Origin of the sequence: Rhizobium sp. 007 (assembly GCF_015353075.1) — a bacterium.
GTDB lineage: Bacteria > Pseudomonadota > Alphaproteobacteria > Rhizobiales > Rhizobiaceae > Rhizobium.
On sequence record NZ_CP064187.1, the window covers coordinates 2,477,077 to 2,492,969 of the forward strand.

Consider the following 15,893-nt stretch of genomic DNA (forward strand, 5'->3'; position numbering starts at 1 on the left):
ATTTCCGCCCAAACCGGCTGTCATTGTTCGCTCTTAGCTCCCATTAAAGGACGAACGGTGACCAGCGGGCGGCGCGCGCCTCGTCGAGCCTTGCGACCACAGCATCCGGCGACTGGATGCCTGCGCTAACAAGCGCGATGGCGTGCCTCAGTGCGGCCTGACCGTGCTCGCTTTGGACGTTAATGTGATTTCTCTCTGACCAACGGCAGGGGGGAGGAATGAACTGACCCCATTAACTTGGACAGTTTAAAAGGCCAGGTCATCCGCGCAACAGGCAGGTCGCGCCTGGTCCATTCCCGACAAGGAAAGGGGCGTGCCTATAGAGGCATCCGGACGCGAACTCAGCGGCTTGTCCCGTAAGGAGGGCGACGACATAGCCGCGCAGCTCAACGTCGACCACTTTTCTTACACTAGATCTGGAACATCCAAAGATAAACGAGGTTCGGGATAGGTGAAACGAAGCAAAATAGGAGAATCCAATGCTTCTGAAACTCATCGCGGTCTCGGCACTTTCGATCGGTCTGGCAACTTCGGCCATGGCTCAGGCCAGCGGCGGCACAGGTGGAACTGGAGGAACCAGTGGTTCTGGCCAGTCCGACGGCGCTTCAGGTTCCGGTAGCGGATCTGGCAACATGTCCGGTAGCGGATCCGGCACTTCCACCTCCGGCACGGGCGCTTCCGATAAAGACAAGGATTCGACCGGCAAGCAAGACTCTTCCGATTGCATTCAGGGCCAAGTCAAAGATGCCGCCGGCAATTGCCAGTAAAATCTGGCTCATCGAAGAAACCCCGCGGTCAACTCTGCGGGGTCTCTGTGCCGTTCCTTCAACTGCGCTTCCGTTTTTACCTATGAACGAGAGCGGCACCCGCTACCAAGGATCGATGCGAGGAAGGCCGAGATGGAGCGGTTTTCTGACAGCTATAAGGGCGAGCCGTCGCGTGAACATCCGAGTTAGACAGGATGTGGCGGAGTCGATCGCCTAAACTGCGGTGGGCCTCTCACTGTCTTTCTCCGGAATTCGATTGTGGCCAGGTTCTTCGCGATCAGGCACGAGGTTTTAGGGTATTCGACACGTTTTTTGCGTCCTGCTCAGCATCATCGGTGTCGCTCAAAGGACCGCTAGCCGAAGCGAAAATACTTCTGGAACATTCGGGTGAAGCGGGAGTTGGGAGCGCATTCAAAGAACGGTGAAAAAAATCTCTGGAGGCTTCTACCATGTCCCAACCATCCATCTCCCGCCTGCCGGGCGATACTCCGTATGCGGTTAACCCGGTAGACCCGCGTATTACGGCCACCATCAACAAGATATCATGGGGTGCAGTGTTCGCCGGCGTCGTTCTCGCACTCGCGGCCCAGTTCCTGCTTAATCTTCTCGGTGTCGGGATTGGCGCTGCAGTTCTCGACCCTACCACGTCGGACAATCCTACAGCGACCAGTTTCTCCATCATGGGGGGCCTCTGGTTCGTCGTTTCCGGCATCGTCGCCTCGTTTATCGGCGCATATGCTGCAAGCCGGCTGTCCGGCCGTCCCAGCAAGTCCACAGGCGGTTTCCACGGCATCACCTCCTGGGCCGTTACGACGCTAGTCATTCTCTACCTCCTGACCACCTCGGTTGGCGCACTCGTCGGCGGCGCCTTCAGCGGCCTTTCGAGCGTGGTCGGCGGTGTCGGCAAGACTGCAGCAACTGCGGCGACCACCGGAGCGTCTTCGATTGCCGCAGCAACCGATCCGATGGCCGATATCGAACGGCAAATTCGCGAGGCCAGCGGTGGCTCCGACCCGCAAGCCCTTCAAGCGGCGGCAGTCACGGCGATGAAAGCCGTGGCAACGGGCGACCCGAGCAAGGTCAAGGACGCCAAGGCACGGGCCGCCGATGCTCTGGCGAAAGCTCAGAATATCCCTGTCGACCAGGCGCGGGCGAAGGTGGATGAATACGAGGCAAACTACAGGGCATCCGTCGATCAGGCAAAGCAGCAGGCTTTGGCGGCGGCAGAAACCACGACGAAGGTCGTGTCCAGCGGCGCCCTGCTCGGCTTCGTCGCACTCGTTCTCGGCGTGATTGCAGCTTGGTTCGGGGGGGTAGCTGGCACGAAACCAGGCCCCATCCTTGAAGAATATACACGCGGCCGAAACCTATAGTCATCTCAACACGAGGAACACGAACATGGCAGAACCTAAAAATCTTAGCGATCTCCTTTATGAGACCCTCATGGACATGTACTTCGCGGAAAAGCGGATACTGACGGCCCTGCCCGAGATGGCTGAAGCCGCGCAATCGCCTGATCTCAAGGAGGCATTCGAAACACATCTCGGTCAGAGCGAAGATCACGTAGCGCGCCTCGAACAGGCCTTCGAACTGATAGGCAAGCCAGCGCAGCCGAAGACCTGCAATGCCATCCTCGGCATCATCGAGGATGGCAAGGAAGTCATGGAGGCGTTCAAGGGGACGGCCGCCCTCGATCCGGGCCTGCTCGCCGCTGCGCAGGCTGTGGAACATTACGAGATCAGCCGCTACGGCACGATGGTCACCTGGGCCGAGACGCTCGGTTTGGATGACGTAGCTGACCTCCTCGCGGAGACTCTTGACGAAGAAGAAACGACAGACGAACGGCTTACCGAGATCGCCAAAGCAACCGTCAACGCGCAGGCCGCCTGATTGCCGGCGCGTGGTGACGGAAACGGGAGGTGCGCCAACGAGGTCGGTTGATCACTATGGCGCGCCGACCCCTGGGGACCTAAATCAACGCATGCGATGCTGCAAATAACATATTCATCCGAAGGACTTGCCGCTTCTCAACCGGGACTTAGCGTTGGTGCAACGGGTATTTGATGCTGTTAGAGCCGAAGCCGGCGCCAAACCCGGCGACCAATCAACCGCAATCATCAACCCTTTTTCCCCCGCCGCTCTTACGTTGAAAAAAGTAGCGCGCTATGAGCAGCCTCCTGCTGTCCGAATAACGGTCGAACCTCGTGATCTTCGCATTGTTCCGACCGGGCCTTCTTACGGTGGAGGGCGTGCGTTCAGGATCCACCTTCGATCGTCATTCTGCTCAGCACCCGTTCGGGCGTCCCGTAGGCGGCACCGGCGAAAGCCTCCAGCGCACCCCTATCCCGAATTCTGATGACACCCCGGTCGGAGTAGATGAGATTCTGCCCCTCAAGGACATGAAGAGCGTTCGTCACCCCCGGTCGTCTGACGGCCAGCATCACGGCGAGGAACTCGTGCGTCACGTCGATCCGGTGGCCGTCGACCCGGTCGTCGATCATGAGAATCCACCTCGCCAAGCGAGCGTCGATGCGTTGGACGGCGTTCGACAGCGCGGTATAGGCGGTCTGGGTGAACAGACTAAGAGCGAAGCGTTCCAGGATTCGTCTGACCTCGACGTTTTCCGCCAGGAGTTCCTGAAGGGCCTCGCGCTTTATCCGATGACCTTTTCCGGACACCTGCATCATGAATTCGAAGGGATGCCGCTCCGCATCGAGTATCGCTACGAGCGGCGTGACACCGTCCCTTCCGACAAGCCCGATTTCCGTGCGTTCGCCGGCCGCAGACACGGCGACCATCGACGCCACTCCGTCTTCGGGAAAGTAATGGTGCGCGATAGGGGCGTCGAAACCGGCGATATGGAAGTTTCGGGGAAGATCGATGGGTTCAAGCCTTGGGCGGATCGCATTCCAGGCGTCGGCGGACAGACCTGACAACAGGTGATTGCGGATAGCGGATTGAAGCATCGCGGTTCTCCAGTACAGCGAGCGCAGAGCATTCCGATCGTCCGCGCGGGACCGCCATCGTACTATCCGCACGTGACTGTGCAACCGCAAGGAGTTCACGCCGGCATGTAATGAACTTCGTACCATAACAGGCCGACGCCGGAACGCATAGCATTTCCGCTCATTCCCCTGTTGCCGCCCAAGGGAGAACGGCATGAACGAGGCTGTCCTGGCATGCGCCACCCTGGAAGATCAGCTCGCATTGATACCCGCCGTCAAAGGTTCGCGATGACGTTTGAATGATCCGCGTCAGATGCGGACGACCTCGCGCAGGGACGCGCTGCGCATGGCTCGCCCGATCTACCCCTCGGCCTGGCGGCACGCATCGGCAAGGACTCTTGACGATCACGGTTTCGAACGGAGGCGACGCCATTCCGCCGGAGACGATGGAGCGGCTGTTCCAGCCCCTCTTCCGCGGCGGCGAGCCGGCGCCAGGCAGGACGGCCTCGGACTAGGTCTCCACAACGCTTCCGAGATCGCCAAGGCCCATGCGTGGCACGCTCACCGTGACGTCCTCTCCAAAGGTGACCATGTTCGAGTTCCGGATGCCGAACCTCCTGTAGGAACTGTGCCACCGGGAGCTCGTGGCATATGGAACTTCCCGCGTCCTGCAGGATTTGGGATCGTGCAACCGGAGAACGTCAATGCCCAATCCAGAACAATCCCCAGCAGTGCAGTCTTTGAAAATCGAGCAGGCTTCCCAGCGCAAACGCGCGCTCAAGAGAGATCTGGCCAAGGGGCTGGAAGACACCTCCCCTGCTCAACCCGGTCTCAGCCACTCACAGTGCAATTCCTGTCGGCGGAGCCGACCTTGGTGAAGCCGAACGCGTCAAGCAGCAGCCCCTCGAGAGTGAGGAGAACTTCCCTCCCGTGAATGAACCCTTCGCTCAACGGGCGAAAGCGGTCCATCCGGTTATGGGTTCGACCGGTCACGAGGAGGTTCGCGGCGGAAACGGCGTCGGAACGCATCGGGAACGGCACGGGTCGCGAACGCGAAGCTTCGGAGCTTCGTTCGCGAAGTCGAAGACAAGATCCGGCAGCAGCCTCTCGCCGCGGTGGCTGTCGTCGCCGCCCTCGCCTTCGTCTTCGTCGCGAAGCGCTAACGAGGCTTTGCGTGAACGAGTCGCGGAACCGTTGCGTGTCGGACGTAGTTAGTCGTCCACAAACCCACCTTGGCGAGAACGACATGTCCGACGACACTCGCCGACCGACGCCACCCTATCCCGCTCAGCATCAGGAGCCGCCGGGGAACACCGCATCGATGCAGCCGATCCCGGATCATGGGGAGCATTCCTACAAGGGCAACGGCAGGCTGGAAGGAAAGGTCGCACTTATCACGGGTGCGGATTCCGGGATCGGCAAGGCCGTGGCGATCGCGTTCGCGCGAGAGGGCGCGGACATCCTCATCTCCTACTGAATGAAGACGAGGACGCCAAGGACACCGCCAAGTGGGTGGAAGAAGCAGGACGCAAGGCTGTCGTCGTCTCAGGCGATATCAAGTCTGAGAAACACTGCAACACTCTGGTCGAGCGCGCCGTCGACGAACTTGGCGGCATCGACATCCTAGTGAACAACGCCGCATTGGACCTATGCCGATATCAGCGACATCGGCGCCGCGGAATGGGACGAGACCTTCCGGACAAATATTTCCGCCCCGTTCTTCCTTGCAAAAGCGGCCGTTCCCCACATGAAGCCCGGCAGCGCGATCATCAATACGACATCCATCCAGTCCCGACAGCCATCTCCCCAGCTTCTAGCCTACGCATCGACAAAGGGAGCAATCTCGAATTTCACCGCGGGCCTCGCCGAGATGTTGGCGGGAATAGGGGTCCGCGTGAACGCGGTCGCGCCCGGCCCGATTTGGACGCCTCTCATACCATCGACGATGCCGGGCGAGAAGGCGGCCAAGTTCGGAGAGAACACGTTGATCGGACGCGCTGGGCAGCCTGCCGAATTGGCAGGGGCTTATGTCCTCCTCGCGTCGGATCTCGGCAGCTACATGACGGGCGCGGTCATTCCGGTCACCGGTGGAGAGATCATGATCTGACCGTCGTCGTTGCAGCTGCGCGACACAATGGCAACATCCTAGAAGTCGTAGAGCCATGTCATCAAACTCGATTGAAACCTTCTTTGGTTCGATATCGGACGGTGGGCGAAGAGCGGGAACCATTAGTGCGCGTATCCATTACGGTTGGTGCTCGGAGGAACCGCCATGCAATGCCCTTCCCTTGAAGATGAAATCGTTGCCTTACGTCCTGTAATGCAGGCCTTCGCTCATCGATTTACCAGATCGGATGCCGACGCCGAGGATCTGGCACAGGAAACGGTCTTGAGGGCCCTGGGGCATCTGGATCATTTCACGCCCGGAACCAGCCTCAAAAGCTGGATGTTCACCATCCTCCGGAACCAGTATTGTAGTCAGTACAAGCGGTCGAAGCGTTACCGTTTGGCCTCCGACATTTCCGAAGGCTCCTTCGAAAACTCCGTGCCATCGGATCAGGATTGGCCATTGCGGCTGAAAGATGTTTCCGAGGCGATCGACCGTCTTCCCAAACACATGCGACAGGCGCTGATGCTCGTCGTGTCCGGGCGCTCGTACGCCGATGCCGCAAAGGATTGCGGGTGCGAAATCGGTACCATCAAGAGCCGGGTCGGCCGCGCACGGATGGCGCTGATGGTGGCCTTGGACGAGGCCTCTTTCAGCGAAGCTGCTACCCGGTAAAAAGAAAGCGCCAATGCAGGCAATTTCAGGTGCACTCCACGTCGAGCACGCTCTCCAAGGAACTCAAACGCCCTGCGACCTTGATCGAAGAGTTCAAGCCAATCCTAATGTGCCCGAAAGATTTCCCAGAGGCGACGATGAATCGCCAAGATGTCTTCTTTCGCTTCACTCAGAACGAAGCATCCAGGGGGCTTTAATGAACTCGAAACGAAGGCGGCGAATACGAAAGGGATCTGGCGGGCCTCGAGGATTTCTACGCACGCAATCATCTCGTCACCCTCGTAGTCGAGATCGATGATCGCGCCATCGTGGCCGCCAAGGTCAAAAGATGAAAGAGCATTGGCCGCAATGGGGCCTGCCAGAACAATGTTGAGTGATCTCCAAGCGTTCGAAACGGTCGATGGGGTCGTACGACTGGAAATCACGAGAAAGCGCAGCATGTTGGTCAGCCCCCTGAGTGCGATGTTCAAACAGAACACACTCGGGGAAGTTCCGAAGGGAACCCCGGTGCCCCTTTACCTGATCGGATACGACCAGGATTGCAAGCATTTACTCAAAGGCGAACTGTGGGGCGCGCTATCACTCCGCAACGCCCGCATAGAGCGAGATCGTTAGATGTTGCGTCCTGAGCGTCGCTTCTATCAGATCCTGGAAAAAACGATGGTTCCGCGAAACCTTCATTCAACTCCGCCAGTCATCTTGGGATAGTCCGCTCGCCTCTCCCGCCTCAGGATTACGGTGATACGAAGCTCTTGGGAATCACCTGTGGGTCGGTAACGACACGCTGAGACGCCACTCCATCTCAGGTGTTGACCATTACGTCGTCCGATCAAGTTAGTTCGGGCTACGGCAGGACTGCGATCCTACTTCCATGTCCGCTCGGAGACACCTTCAACAGGGATCTCTAAGCATCGACCTCCCCTCGGTAATCGCGGCGCTCCGGTAGTCGAGGCGCTTCTTGCGATGATCGCCTAAACCAGCACCGTGCAGGGAACGAAACGACAGCCCCGCAGTTAACCGGCATGCAAACAATCATGTTTCGCGCTGTTCAGGAGAAGTCACGTGGGAAGCACATCTGACAAGGCATCGGGCAAGGCCAACGAACTGGCGGGCAAGGCACGCCAGGCTGCTGGCAAAGCCGTGGACAACAGGGAAATGCAGGCTAAGGGCGCGGCGCAGGAAGGCAAGGGCAAGGCCCAGGTCGCCAAGGGCAAAATCAAGGAGGCAGTCAAGGGCGTCGTTGATCGCACCTGACCGAACTCTGATTCCGTTGTCAACGACTGCCGCCCTTGGGCGACGGGGTACCGGGACATGCGGTGCGCCTGCATCGCGATCAAGGCCGGCGACGAGTCCAAGGACAAGACGAAACCGCCCAGCCCTGGCAGACCGACTTCACCTATCTGAAGGTGATCGGCTACGGCTGGTTTGACGACTTCTTAGCGCTCTTCAGCTTCTTGGATGAAGTCGGTACGCTACCGGTGACGGCAGAGGTGCAGCGTCACGCTTGTCCGCTAATGCAGCCGATCTGCGGTCTTTCCCATGTATCCGCGACCTACGCACCGCGCGACCCCATCGGCGAAGGCGGCCCCGTGGTGGTGTCCTTCGCCGTCTGGTGCTCAGTTCGGCATTCGACTCGCCGCTCACGATCAGGATGACGATCGAAAGTCATTTCCAGAAAGAAGCGATGCCGAGCGTTGAATTGGGACTTTGGGCGAGGCTTGTGATCCGACGGGCGATAAGGTCGAAAGCGCCGGGCGCAAGCAGGCCCGACTGCTCTTCCTATTTCGTCTTAAGACGTTCAGCCTCTTCTGTGATCCGTGCCTTCGCGGTATCGTGCACGTCGACAGCGACGGAAGCAGCCTTGTCGTAGACATCCGATGCGAGATCCTTGCCCTCATCAACAATCTCGGTGGCTTTCGATGCGACGTCCGCTTTAATGCTATCGGCTGCATCCCCAAGGACTTCATCTTCCTTGTCGGTGCGAGGAAGGGCAGCACCGATAGCGGCTCCCACGGCGAAGGCCAGCGCGCCCCCAACCAGCGGCTGATCGCGAAAATGCGCAAGGATCGCTGTATTAAGTCGTGTCGTTTTTTCTGCAAGTATTGAACTCGCCGAGGACGCGGACTGCGATACCGAACCTGCGGCATCGCTCGCCTGCTGAGCCACGTTCCCCGCGGCATCCTTAACTTGTTTCCAGCTTTCCGAAGCCCAGCCTGTCGTGGCCTCCAGCACAGCGCCTGCTTCATCTGTGATATTGGAGATCTGTTTACCCGTCGCGTCGGCAAATCCTCGGTATGCTCTTCCGCTCGAGTCGACGAAGTTGCCAGCGCGATTTCCGACCTCATCAGTCAAAGCCTTGAACCGCTCTCCGGCATCGTCGATGAAGTGGCTATATCTGGCGCCGCCAACATCCTCTGGCGGCCCGACGCGTCGAACGCCTCCGTGGGCAGCATAAAGCGGATAATTTTCAAGCGGCGTGTCAACGGCCGTGCGGGTAGGTGACAGCGTCCCGCCTTGTTTAGCCATCAACCATGCTAGGCTCACGCCGATCAAAGCGACGGGGAGTGGGTTGACCTTGAGGGCTGTTCCGAGGTTGCTGACATACTCCCCACCACCGCTTCCTTTGGCATACGCGAGGACCTCATCGACGAGCTGACCTGGGGACATTCTCTCCTGAATAGCGCCGATGCGGTCTTCGATCCTTCGACGGTCGGCATCGATTTCGCGCTGAATATCGATCGACGATTTCTCCGATGATTGATTCGTCATATTTTCTCCTTAACGACTCCGACATCTCGGCGGAGGGATGCAGCCGTTCGATCCAGTTTCAGATTGGCACCGCGCAATGTAGCAAGACCTTTAGACACCAGCACCCACGCGATACCGGCAATTAAAAAGCCGACAATCAGCGCGGATAGAGCCTGGGAGGATGTTTGCGTGAAGCCTTGCGTTACTAAGAACGCAGCTAAGCCGCTTACCAAGGCGCTTAGCAGGACACCGACAGCGCCGATTGCCAGCACCATGCCAATCACCAGGACCTCGACGCCGCTGAGCGCTTTAGAGACTTTTTCAGAGGCTTCCGTCTTAGCCAGGTCTATTTCCTTGCGAAGGAGGCCAGAGACATCGCTGACAAGGCCGCCAACGAGTTCCGATAATGGCGCGTTATCGCTTTCTTTAGCCATTGTGCGGACCTCCGGATGTTCCTGCGGTTGACGAAAGCTGGAAGTCGGTAGACGCCTGCATCTTCTCTGGTGCGCTCGGAGACGACTTTCGGATTGCAGAAGCAGTCAGAAAACGGCTCGCTGCCAAGCCGGCAAGTGCCGCTACCCCCAGAAAAGCCAAAGGCTGTTTGCGGCCGAAATCCTCAGCCATGCTGGCAATCTCTCGGAGATCCCGGCCTTCCATTTTTTTCGCGAGGACCGCGACGCTCTCGCCGATCTGCTTTGCATACCGGCCCACCTGTGCCTGATCGCTGCTTTCGAGTTCCGCGCCCACCTTCTGCAGAGCGGTTGCGATGCCACCGACCTGGTGAGCAGCGAAGTCGGTCTGTTCCGCCACAGTATCCTGAATCTTCTGCGTGGCGGTCTGGGCGGCATCCTTGGCCGCCTTGCTGACTTCCCCAAGGTCATCGCTGACCCTAGTTTTGAGATCACGAACTTCGACTGGCTGAATTTCGGTTGGGACGCCATCGTCCACCGGAGACCGTTCATCTTGCGACGGCATCGGCCCAGTTGGAGCCTGTATGATTTCGTCTGGCATTTTCAATCCTCCCAGAAGGTGCGAGCGGCGGATGCTGCGATCACCCCTAACCGGAAGAGCAGATGTTTGTTCCCAGTCACTCTGGGATTGCATCCAACTAAAAATTGGCGAATTGCCTCGACGGAAAAAGACATCGCTCCTTCGCTTCCTCGACATGATCGATGGCCAATTTGGCTTGCCCCGAACGACGCGTTTCCTCCTCGCCTCGAACGGGTCGCGGGCCGCATCTCCTGGCGCATAGTCGGCGAAAGTCGCTGTGAGAAGCTACGAAAGAGTTCGCAGAAGCGGCTGTAGCCGTGCCCTTCGGGGTGCGACCCACGATACTCCTCCCAGAGAATGAGCAAGGTGCCTGGCTTTTTGAGCTCGACGGCATGTTCAGCCCAGTTCGGTTCCGTGCGGCGTCTCGTGCCTTGTTTGACGCAGGCTTGCGGGAAGGTGTTGCTGAGATCGGGGCGGCCTCGATCCGCATTGCGAGTGCCGAGGCCTCGGATCAAATCGAAGACGCACGGAGCCGGATCAGGAACCGCCCATCGCAGCGGTGGGTCCCTCGCTGCGCTGATCGGCGACGTCTGGGGGATGACCCGCTAACACAATCTTCTGCAGGCAGTTGAACGATTGGCTATTCGGGCCCATGGGGCCGATCGGGAGGACCAGAGGGCGCTTTTAGGGCTGTGCCAGTCCCGGTTTTGGGTCGCCTGATTCGGAGCCTCCGAGGGCTTACCGGAGACGGCGGCGGCGCATCGGAGAGCATCTCACGCGCGGCGGTGGTCAAGGTGGAAGCAATGAAATCAGCCTCCGGAAGCTGGTGCAGTTGCGTGTCCTCATCGTTTTCAGACCACAGCACTGCGCCTACGCGCGTGGTGGGATACATGCGCTTGAAGCGGCGTACAAGTATGCCGGCATGCCTGACAGAGTCAAAGTTCAGGAAGCAGACGACGATGGCATTTGCTCCATTCGGAACGAGATCGCGGCTGCGGCGGCTGGCGATGTCGGAGTGCCTTGCTGCCACCACTTCCGCTCCTTGCACTTGGAGAACCTGGGCCAGCATCACCGCTGATGCATCGTCAAGAGGCCCCCTGCCACCAATGCAGAAGACCGTTTTCCCGGTCCCGTCCGGCAGTTCCTCGTCGCCCTCTCCCTCATCCTTCGTGGCCGTCAAGGGTGTCTCGTCTGCGGTTTTGTCCTCCTGCTCTTCTTCTTCCTCCTCCTCCCGAGCGATCTCTTCCAGATTCGAGACCAGCGTGATGGCGGTACCGAACACTTGTTCCATCTGCTCCGCTGTCAGGACGCCTCTACGGCGGTCCTGCTCGGCGAGCAGAAGGGCTGGAATAGCAACCTTGCCATAGTATTCCTCCAGATAATCTTCCTCGAGGATCTCCTCAGCGAGATCGGTGGCCTCGTCGGGATCCCCAGCTAAGAGTCTTTGATAAAGGCGTTCCTTGGGATCAAGCACCGGTTCGCTGCCAAACAGGACTTCCAAGAATTCAAACTGCGGGACATAACGCCCTAGAACTGCCAGGCACACGGTCAGCGGCGTCGACAGGATAAGGCCGACCGGTCCCCATAACCATGCCCAGAAAATAGCTGCAACGATGATGGCAAGGGGAGAGAGGCCTGTTCGGGAACCATACAGCCATGGTTCGACGATGTTGTTGCTCGTCAGCTCCAGCGCGAGAAAGATCGCGGCGACCCAAAGAACAAGGCTCCAGCCCGGATCGACTGCGAACGCCAGGAAGAGCGGCAGTACGGCAGCTATTACCGGCCCGATATATGGGACGAACCGCAGAACGATGGCAAGCATCCCCCAGAGCACTGCATTGGGAATTCCCACCGCCCAAAGCCCCAGCGCCAAGGGGATGCCGTAAGCGCAGTTCACGACCAACTGCATGAGGAGATACTGCGCAACGCGGCTTCCCGCCTCCTGCAGGGCTTCGGTGGTGCGATGGAGGTCTCCGTAGCCGACGAGCCGGATAAAGCGGTCGCGAAGCTCCTCCCGCTCCAGGAGCATGAATATGACGACGACTATGATTAGTCCCAATGACGCGATCGGACCGACCAAGGGGCCGATCAAATTTGTCAGCGTTGCAATGGGGCGGCTTGGCGCGAATATCTCTACGAGCAGAGGCTCCCTAGATGATCGCTCGCCCACGGGAGCAGTCGGTTTCTGCTCCACGCTGTTGAGTTCCCGTCCGACACTTTCGACGACTGAAGTCAGCCGCCGAACGATACCCGTATCGCTTCCGCTTTCCTGGAGCGCCCGGATCTTTCCCACAATGTTGGTCTGATAGGCAGGGAGGTTTTGCACGACTTCAGTAACCTGTCCGGCCACCACAAGGCCGAACAGGATGAGAACAAGAAAGGCGAGCATGACGGTAGTTATTACCGCCAGAATGCGAGGAAGCCCCAGCTTACGAAGACGTGAGGAGATTGGTGCCAGTGCGAACGTCAGCAGAACAGCGATTGCCAGAGGAAGGAGGACTTCCTTTGCAAAGTAGAGAATGGCAATGACTGCGAGCACACTCGCAAAGGCAGGCATGCGTGAGGGTGATGCGGGCGGAATTGAATATGTACGACGAGAACCCCCGAGGCCGTTTTTCAATTCCGCCTCCTTGCTATGGTCGTGACTTGAAGGCGTCGATATGCCAATTGGTCCAAGACTCATGGAGGTAGGGCGCAGATAGGACTTAGCAATGATTGCGCTGCTGCACTGGCCGAGCGGCAGGGTGCCACTCTCCAGGATGATGGTGTTCTCGCGGGACCCGGGATCCACGATGAATGCGCATCCTGCCTGGGTCGCGCTCCAGGCCGCCCCTCGGAAAGGATCGAGATTGGGTATGCAGCGACGGCGGGCCTAGTTTGGGCGAAGCGATCCCATGCCCAGGCTCAGAACATCAAGCCTTGCGCGTTCGAACCACCCGCCTGGCTATTTTCGCAGGATCTTCTCCATCGCTTTCCCGTTGGCGAGTTCGTCGATCAGTTTGTCCAAGTAGCGGATTTCCTGCATCGTAGGTTCTTGGATGTCTTCCACGCGAACGCCACAGATCGCACCGGTAATTAGCGATCGCGAGGGATTCATTTGAGGCGCTTGCGCAAAGAAGTCCTCAAAACTTGTGTCATTCGCCAACTGATTATCTAGCGTCTCTTGGGTATGTCCCGTCAGCCAACAGATGATCTCATCGACGTCAGCTTTCGCGCGCCCCTTCTTCTCCGCTTTGGCGACATAGTGCGGATAGACGCTCGCGATACTGACTGAATAGATTCGATGCTTCGTCATGCATCCCCCCGGCGGAAGCGTTGTGAGCTTTTGTCACCGCTAACTTAGCCAACGGACGCTCAACAGCAATCCTTTGCAGCGCGGGAGGCTTAAAGAGCAAGTCCGGCATGTCCATCAAGTGGCGCGAATCTCTGGGGCCGATAGCGGAAGACTCTGCACTTCAGGATGCGTTCGTCCTTCTGCGCGACGCCATGCGCAAGTCAAACGTGGCAGCAATCGCGCGGGCGGTGCTGTTGCGCAAGATGCGCACGGTACTCCGCGCTCATAGCAATGGCCTCATCGCCACCGCGTTGAACTTCGACTACGAAGTCAGGTCGTCCGCGAAGGCTTTCGACGAGATACCAAAGCTGAAGATGGAGGGCGAAATGCTCGATCTCGCAAAACACATCATCGCGTGCGTCGTTCGCCCGCACACCCTCCGAAGTTCCTTCGCGAATCCATCATCAAGCGTCTGCGAGCCAACGTGAGCAGTTTCGGGAACTTCGGAGGGCATCCAACTTCAGGCGGTCAGGTATTCAAGCCGCCATCCACTGTGAGGATTGTTCCTGTAATTTGCCTTGCAGCAGGGCTCGCGAGGAAGGCCACAGCCGCCGCCACATCTTGCGGCTCGCCATACCGGCCAAGAGGCATCAGTGCGCGCTGGAAGTCGGCAAAATCACCGTTGGCCGGGTTCATGTCTGTATTAGTCGATCCCGGCTGGACCAGGTTTACGGTGACATCACGCGCTCCCAGTTCGCGAGCGAGGCCGCGCGTAAACGAGTGGAGCGCGGATTTTGTCATGTAATACACCGTACCGCTCTCGCCAACGATGCGTTCGGCGCCGGCCGAGCCGATAGTAATGATGCGACCTCCCGCTTGAAGATATGGAATGGCGGCCTGCGAAGCGAGCACGGGTGATCGCACGTTGACGTTCAGCAGCGCATCGATGTGAGCGACGCTGACGTTGGCGATCGCATCGTAAAGCGCGATTGCCGCATTGTTGACAAGAATGTCGAGACCGCCAAGCGCCTGGGCGGCCTCCTCCACCGAGCGCTTCACGGCCGCCGGATCGGCACTGTCGGCCTGGATAGCAAATCCGCGCCTGCCCTTCCCCTCAATAGCTCGAACAACCTCTGCTGCGCGATCAGCCGAACGCTCGTAGGTGATCGCCACCTCCGCGCCCTTGTCCGCAAGTGCTAGCGCAATAGCGGCGCCGATACCACGCGATGCGCCCGTCACAAGAGCTCGCTTTCCAACCAATTCACTCATTATCTGTCCTTTCTGTAGTGATTGACACAGAAATACGTAGGGACGTGAAAGCGGTGCGTCAAGAATATTATATCGATCGATACAAAAACGTATGCAAGTTGCCGAGGAAGGATGAGAGGTTTATATAACGATTGATGCAGAAATCGGACCGAAAGCCTCAAGCCTGCGAATCTATTCCGTCCCGCGCTCGCGGGCGCCCTCGCGCATTTGATCGACAAGCCGCCTTGGCGAAGGCGACCCGTCTCTTCTGGCTCAAGGGCTTTGAAGCCACGTCAATGACTGATCTCACCGAGGCGATGGGGATCGGATCACCCAGCCTGTACGCAGCATTCGGATCAAAGGAAGCGCTTTACGCGGAAGCGGTGCGTTATTATCGCGAGAGCTACGAGGCGCTCGTCTGGGCTAAATTCCATTCAGCGCGGACGGCGCGCGAAGCGATCGCTTCATTTCTGCTGGACTCAGCTGCGGCCCTGACCGGCTGTGTTGCAGACATTCCCCATGGCTGCATGGTGGCCCTCTCATCGGTCGGCAGCGAAGGCCACTTGGAATTGGGTGAACTCGTACGATCAGCACGTGCCGTCACGCTCGAACGCCTGAAGGCGCGCTTGGATCGGGCCGTGGCGGATGGTGAAATTCCAGTCGCAACGGACGTCCATGCGCTTTCGCGTTTCGTGCAGACTGTCCAGTTTGGCATGTCAATCCTGGCTCGCGACGGGGCCAGCCGTGCCGAGCTTGAGGCCGTGGCTGAGGTCTCGATACTGGGATGGGATGCCCGCATCAGGAGCGACACCGATTCCGCGTAAAAGCACGCAGGCTTACGGGCTGCGCTCTATCGATTCTCATTGATAACGCAATCAACCGAGCAAAGTCATTCACCTCCGATGGGTGTCTCTCGAAACCGAGACCCGAGATATTTCTGCGATTGGAGGGAGGACCGAGCAGGAGGTTTGCCAATCGCTTCTAATTTAGGTGCGGCAATCGCGATAATAGGGCAGCTCTCGAGCAGAATATCGCCCAATCGGCGACAAATGGCGGGGGAAGGTTTTTGAAGACGGCTCCGTCATCGCCGGCCTTGAAATAGGATATGAAAGCAAACCTATCGAGTGGCGACGGCGTGA

The 15,893-nt window shown here is 58.6% G+C and carries 14 protein-coding genes and 4 pseudogenes; 9 read left to right on the top strand and 9 right to left on the bottom strand.

The window, feature by feature from the left end:
* The first annotated feature begins 479 nt into the window (after positions 1 to 479).
* The 3 genes from ISN39_RS12420 to ISN39_RS12430 all read left to right on the top strand — a co-directional run bounded on the left by ISN39_RS12420 (position 480) and on the right by ISN39_RS12430 (position 2,657).
* Positions 480 to 767 carry an oxidoreductase gene (locus ISN39_RS12420; RefSeq protein ID WP_194727694.1) on the top strand — a complete coding sequence of 96 codons (288 nt, stop codon included), beginning with the start codon at positions 480 to 482 and terminating at the stop codon, positions 765 to 767.
* Positions 768 to 1,216: 449 nt separating this feature from the next.
* On the top strand, positions 1,217 to 2,140 hold the full coding sequence (locus ISN39_RS12425; RefSeq protein ID WP_194727695.1) for a PhnA-like protein: 924 nt from the start codon (positions 1,217 to 1,219) through the stop codon (positions 2,138 to 2,140).
* A 25-nt stretch (positions 2,141 to 2,165) separates the two neighbouring features.
* Positions 2,166 to 2,657: a ferritin-like domain-containing protein gene (locus ISN39_RS12430; protein ID WP_074069200.1), complete on the top strand. Its 492-nt coding sequence runs from the start codon at positions 2,166 to 2,168 to the stop codon at positions 2,655 to 2,657.
* Positions 2,658 to 3,022: 365 nt separating this feature from the next.
* Here the strand turns inward: ISN39_RS12430 and ISN39_RS12435 are convergent, their stop codons facing one another.
* Complete coding sequence (locus tag ISN39_RS12435; RefSeq protein ID WP_074069201.1) at positions 3,023 to 3,733, bottom strand: Crp/Fnr family transcriptional regulator; 711 nt, start codon at positions 3,731 to 3,733, stop codon at positions 3,023 to 3,025.
* Positions 3,734 to 4,416: 683 nt separating this feature from the next.
* Between ISN39_RS12435 and ISN39_RS36305 the strand changes: the two are divergent.
* From ISN39_RS36305 to ISN39_RS12445, 3 genes and pseudogenes are all read left to right on the top strand, one after another.
* Positions 4,417 to 4,875 (top strand): annotated as a pseudogene (locus tag ISN39_RS36305) (hypothetical protein).
* Positions 4,876 to 4,958: 83 nt separating this feature from the next.
* Positions 4,959 to 5,819, top strand: a pseudogene (locus tag ISN39_RS12440) (SDR family oxidoreductase).
* 165 nt (positions 5,820 to 5,984) lie between these two features.
* Positions 5,985 to 6,494, top strand: a complete 510-nt coding sequence (locus tag ISN39_RS12445; RefSeq protein WP_074069202.1) for a sigma-70 family RNA polymerase sigma factor — start codon at positions 5,985 to 5,987, stop codon at positions 6,492 to 6,494.
* Between the two features lie 104 nt (positions 6,495 to 6,598).
* On the opposite strand, the gene ISN39_RS12450 is transcribed toward ISN39_RS12445, so the two are convergent.
* Positions 6,599 to 6,964, bottom strand: a complete 366-nt coding sequence (locus ISN39_RS12450) for a hypothetical protein (RefSeq protein WP_074069203.1) — start codon at positions 6,962 to 6,964, stop codon at positions 6,599 to 6,601.
* Between the two features lie 592 nt (positions 6,965 to 7,556).
* Between ISN39_RS12450 and ISN39_RS12455 the strand changes: the two genes are divergently transcribed.
* Positions 7,557 to 7,748: a CsbD family protein gene (locus ISN39_RS12455; protein ID WP_194727696.1), complete on the top strand. Its 192-nt coding sequence runs from the start codon at positions 7,557 to 7,559 to the stop codon at positions 7,746 to 7,748.
* A 298-nt stretch (positions 7,749 to 8,046) separates the two neighbouring features.
* Here the strand turns inward: ISN39_RS12455 and ISN39_RS36310 are convergent.
* The 6 genes and pseudogenes from ISN39_RS36310 to ISN39_RS12485 form a co-directional block, all read right to left on the bottom strand.
* Positions 8,047 to 8,159 (bottom strand): annotated as a pseudogene (locus ISN39_RS36310) (ribonuclease); the annotation flags it as partial.
* A 114-nt stretch (positions 8,160 to 8,273) separates the two neighbouring features.
* A complete protein-coding gene (locus ISN39_RS12465; RefSeq protein ID WP_194727698.1) occupies positions 8,274 to 9,263 on the bottom strand; it encodes a DUF3618 domain-containing protein in 990 nt (329 codons plus the stop codon).
* Entirely contained in the window at positions 9,260 to 9,676 is a 417-nt protein-coding gene (locus ISN39_RS12470) for a phage holin family protein (protein ID WP_194727699.1), read from the bottom strand. The genes ISN39_RS12465 and ISN39_RS12470 overlap by 4 nt, the downstream gene beginning before the upstream one ends.
* A complete protein-coding gene (locus ISN39_RS12475) occupies positions 9,669 to 10,217 on the bottom strand; it encodes a nutrient deprivation-induced protein (RefSeq protein ID WP_239599460.1) in 549 nt (182 codons plus the stop codon). The genes ISN39_RS12470 and ISN39_RS12475 overlap by 8 nt, the downstream gene beginning before the upstream one ends.
* Before the next feature lie 655 nt (positions 10,218 to 10,872).
* On the bottom strand, positions 10,873 to 12,915 hold the full coding sequence (locus ISN39_RS12480) for an AI-2E family transporter (protein WP_194730174.1): 2,043 nt from the start codon (positions 12,913 to 12,915) through the stop codon (positions 10,873 to 10,875).
* 261 nt (positions 12,916 to 13,176) lie between these two features.
* The gene (locus tag ISN39_RS12485) at positions 13,177 to 13,527 is read right to left on the bottom strand and encodes a DUF2200 domain-containing protein (RefSeq protein ID WP_194727701.1); all 351 of its coding nucleotides are present in this window, start codon (positions 13,525 to 13,527) and stop codon (positions 13,177 to 13,179) included.
* 107 nt (positions 13,528 to 13,634) lie between these two features.
* Between ISN39_RS12485 and ISN39_RS36315 the strand changes: the two are divergent.
* Positions 13,635 to 13,922, top strand: a pseudogene (locus ISN39_RS36315) (Ku protein); the annotation flags it as partial.
* Positions 13,923 to 14,034: 112 nt separating this feature from the next.
* Here the strand turns inward: ISN39_RS36315 and ISN39_RS12495 are convergent.
* A complete protein-coding gene (locus ISN39_RS12495; protein ID WP_194727703.1) occupies positions 14,035 to 14,775 on the bottom strand; it encodes an SDR family oxidoreductase in 741 nt (246 codons plus the stop codon).
* A gap of 134 nt (positions 14,776 to 14,909) precedes the next feature.
* On the opposite strand from ISN39_RS12495, the gene ISN39_RS12500 reads away from it, so the two are divergent.
* Positions 14,910 to 15,578, top strand: a complete 669-nt coding sequence (locus ISN39_RS12500; RefSeq protein ID WP_194730175.1) for a TetR/AcrR family transcriptional regulator — start codon at positions 14,910 to 14,912, stop codon at positions 15,576 to 15,578.
* The last annotated feature ends 315 nt before the right edge of the window (positions 15,579 to 15,893 follow it).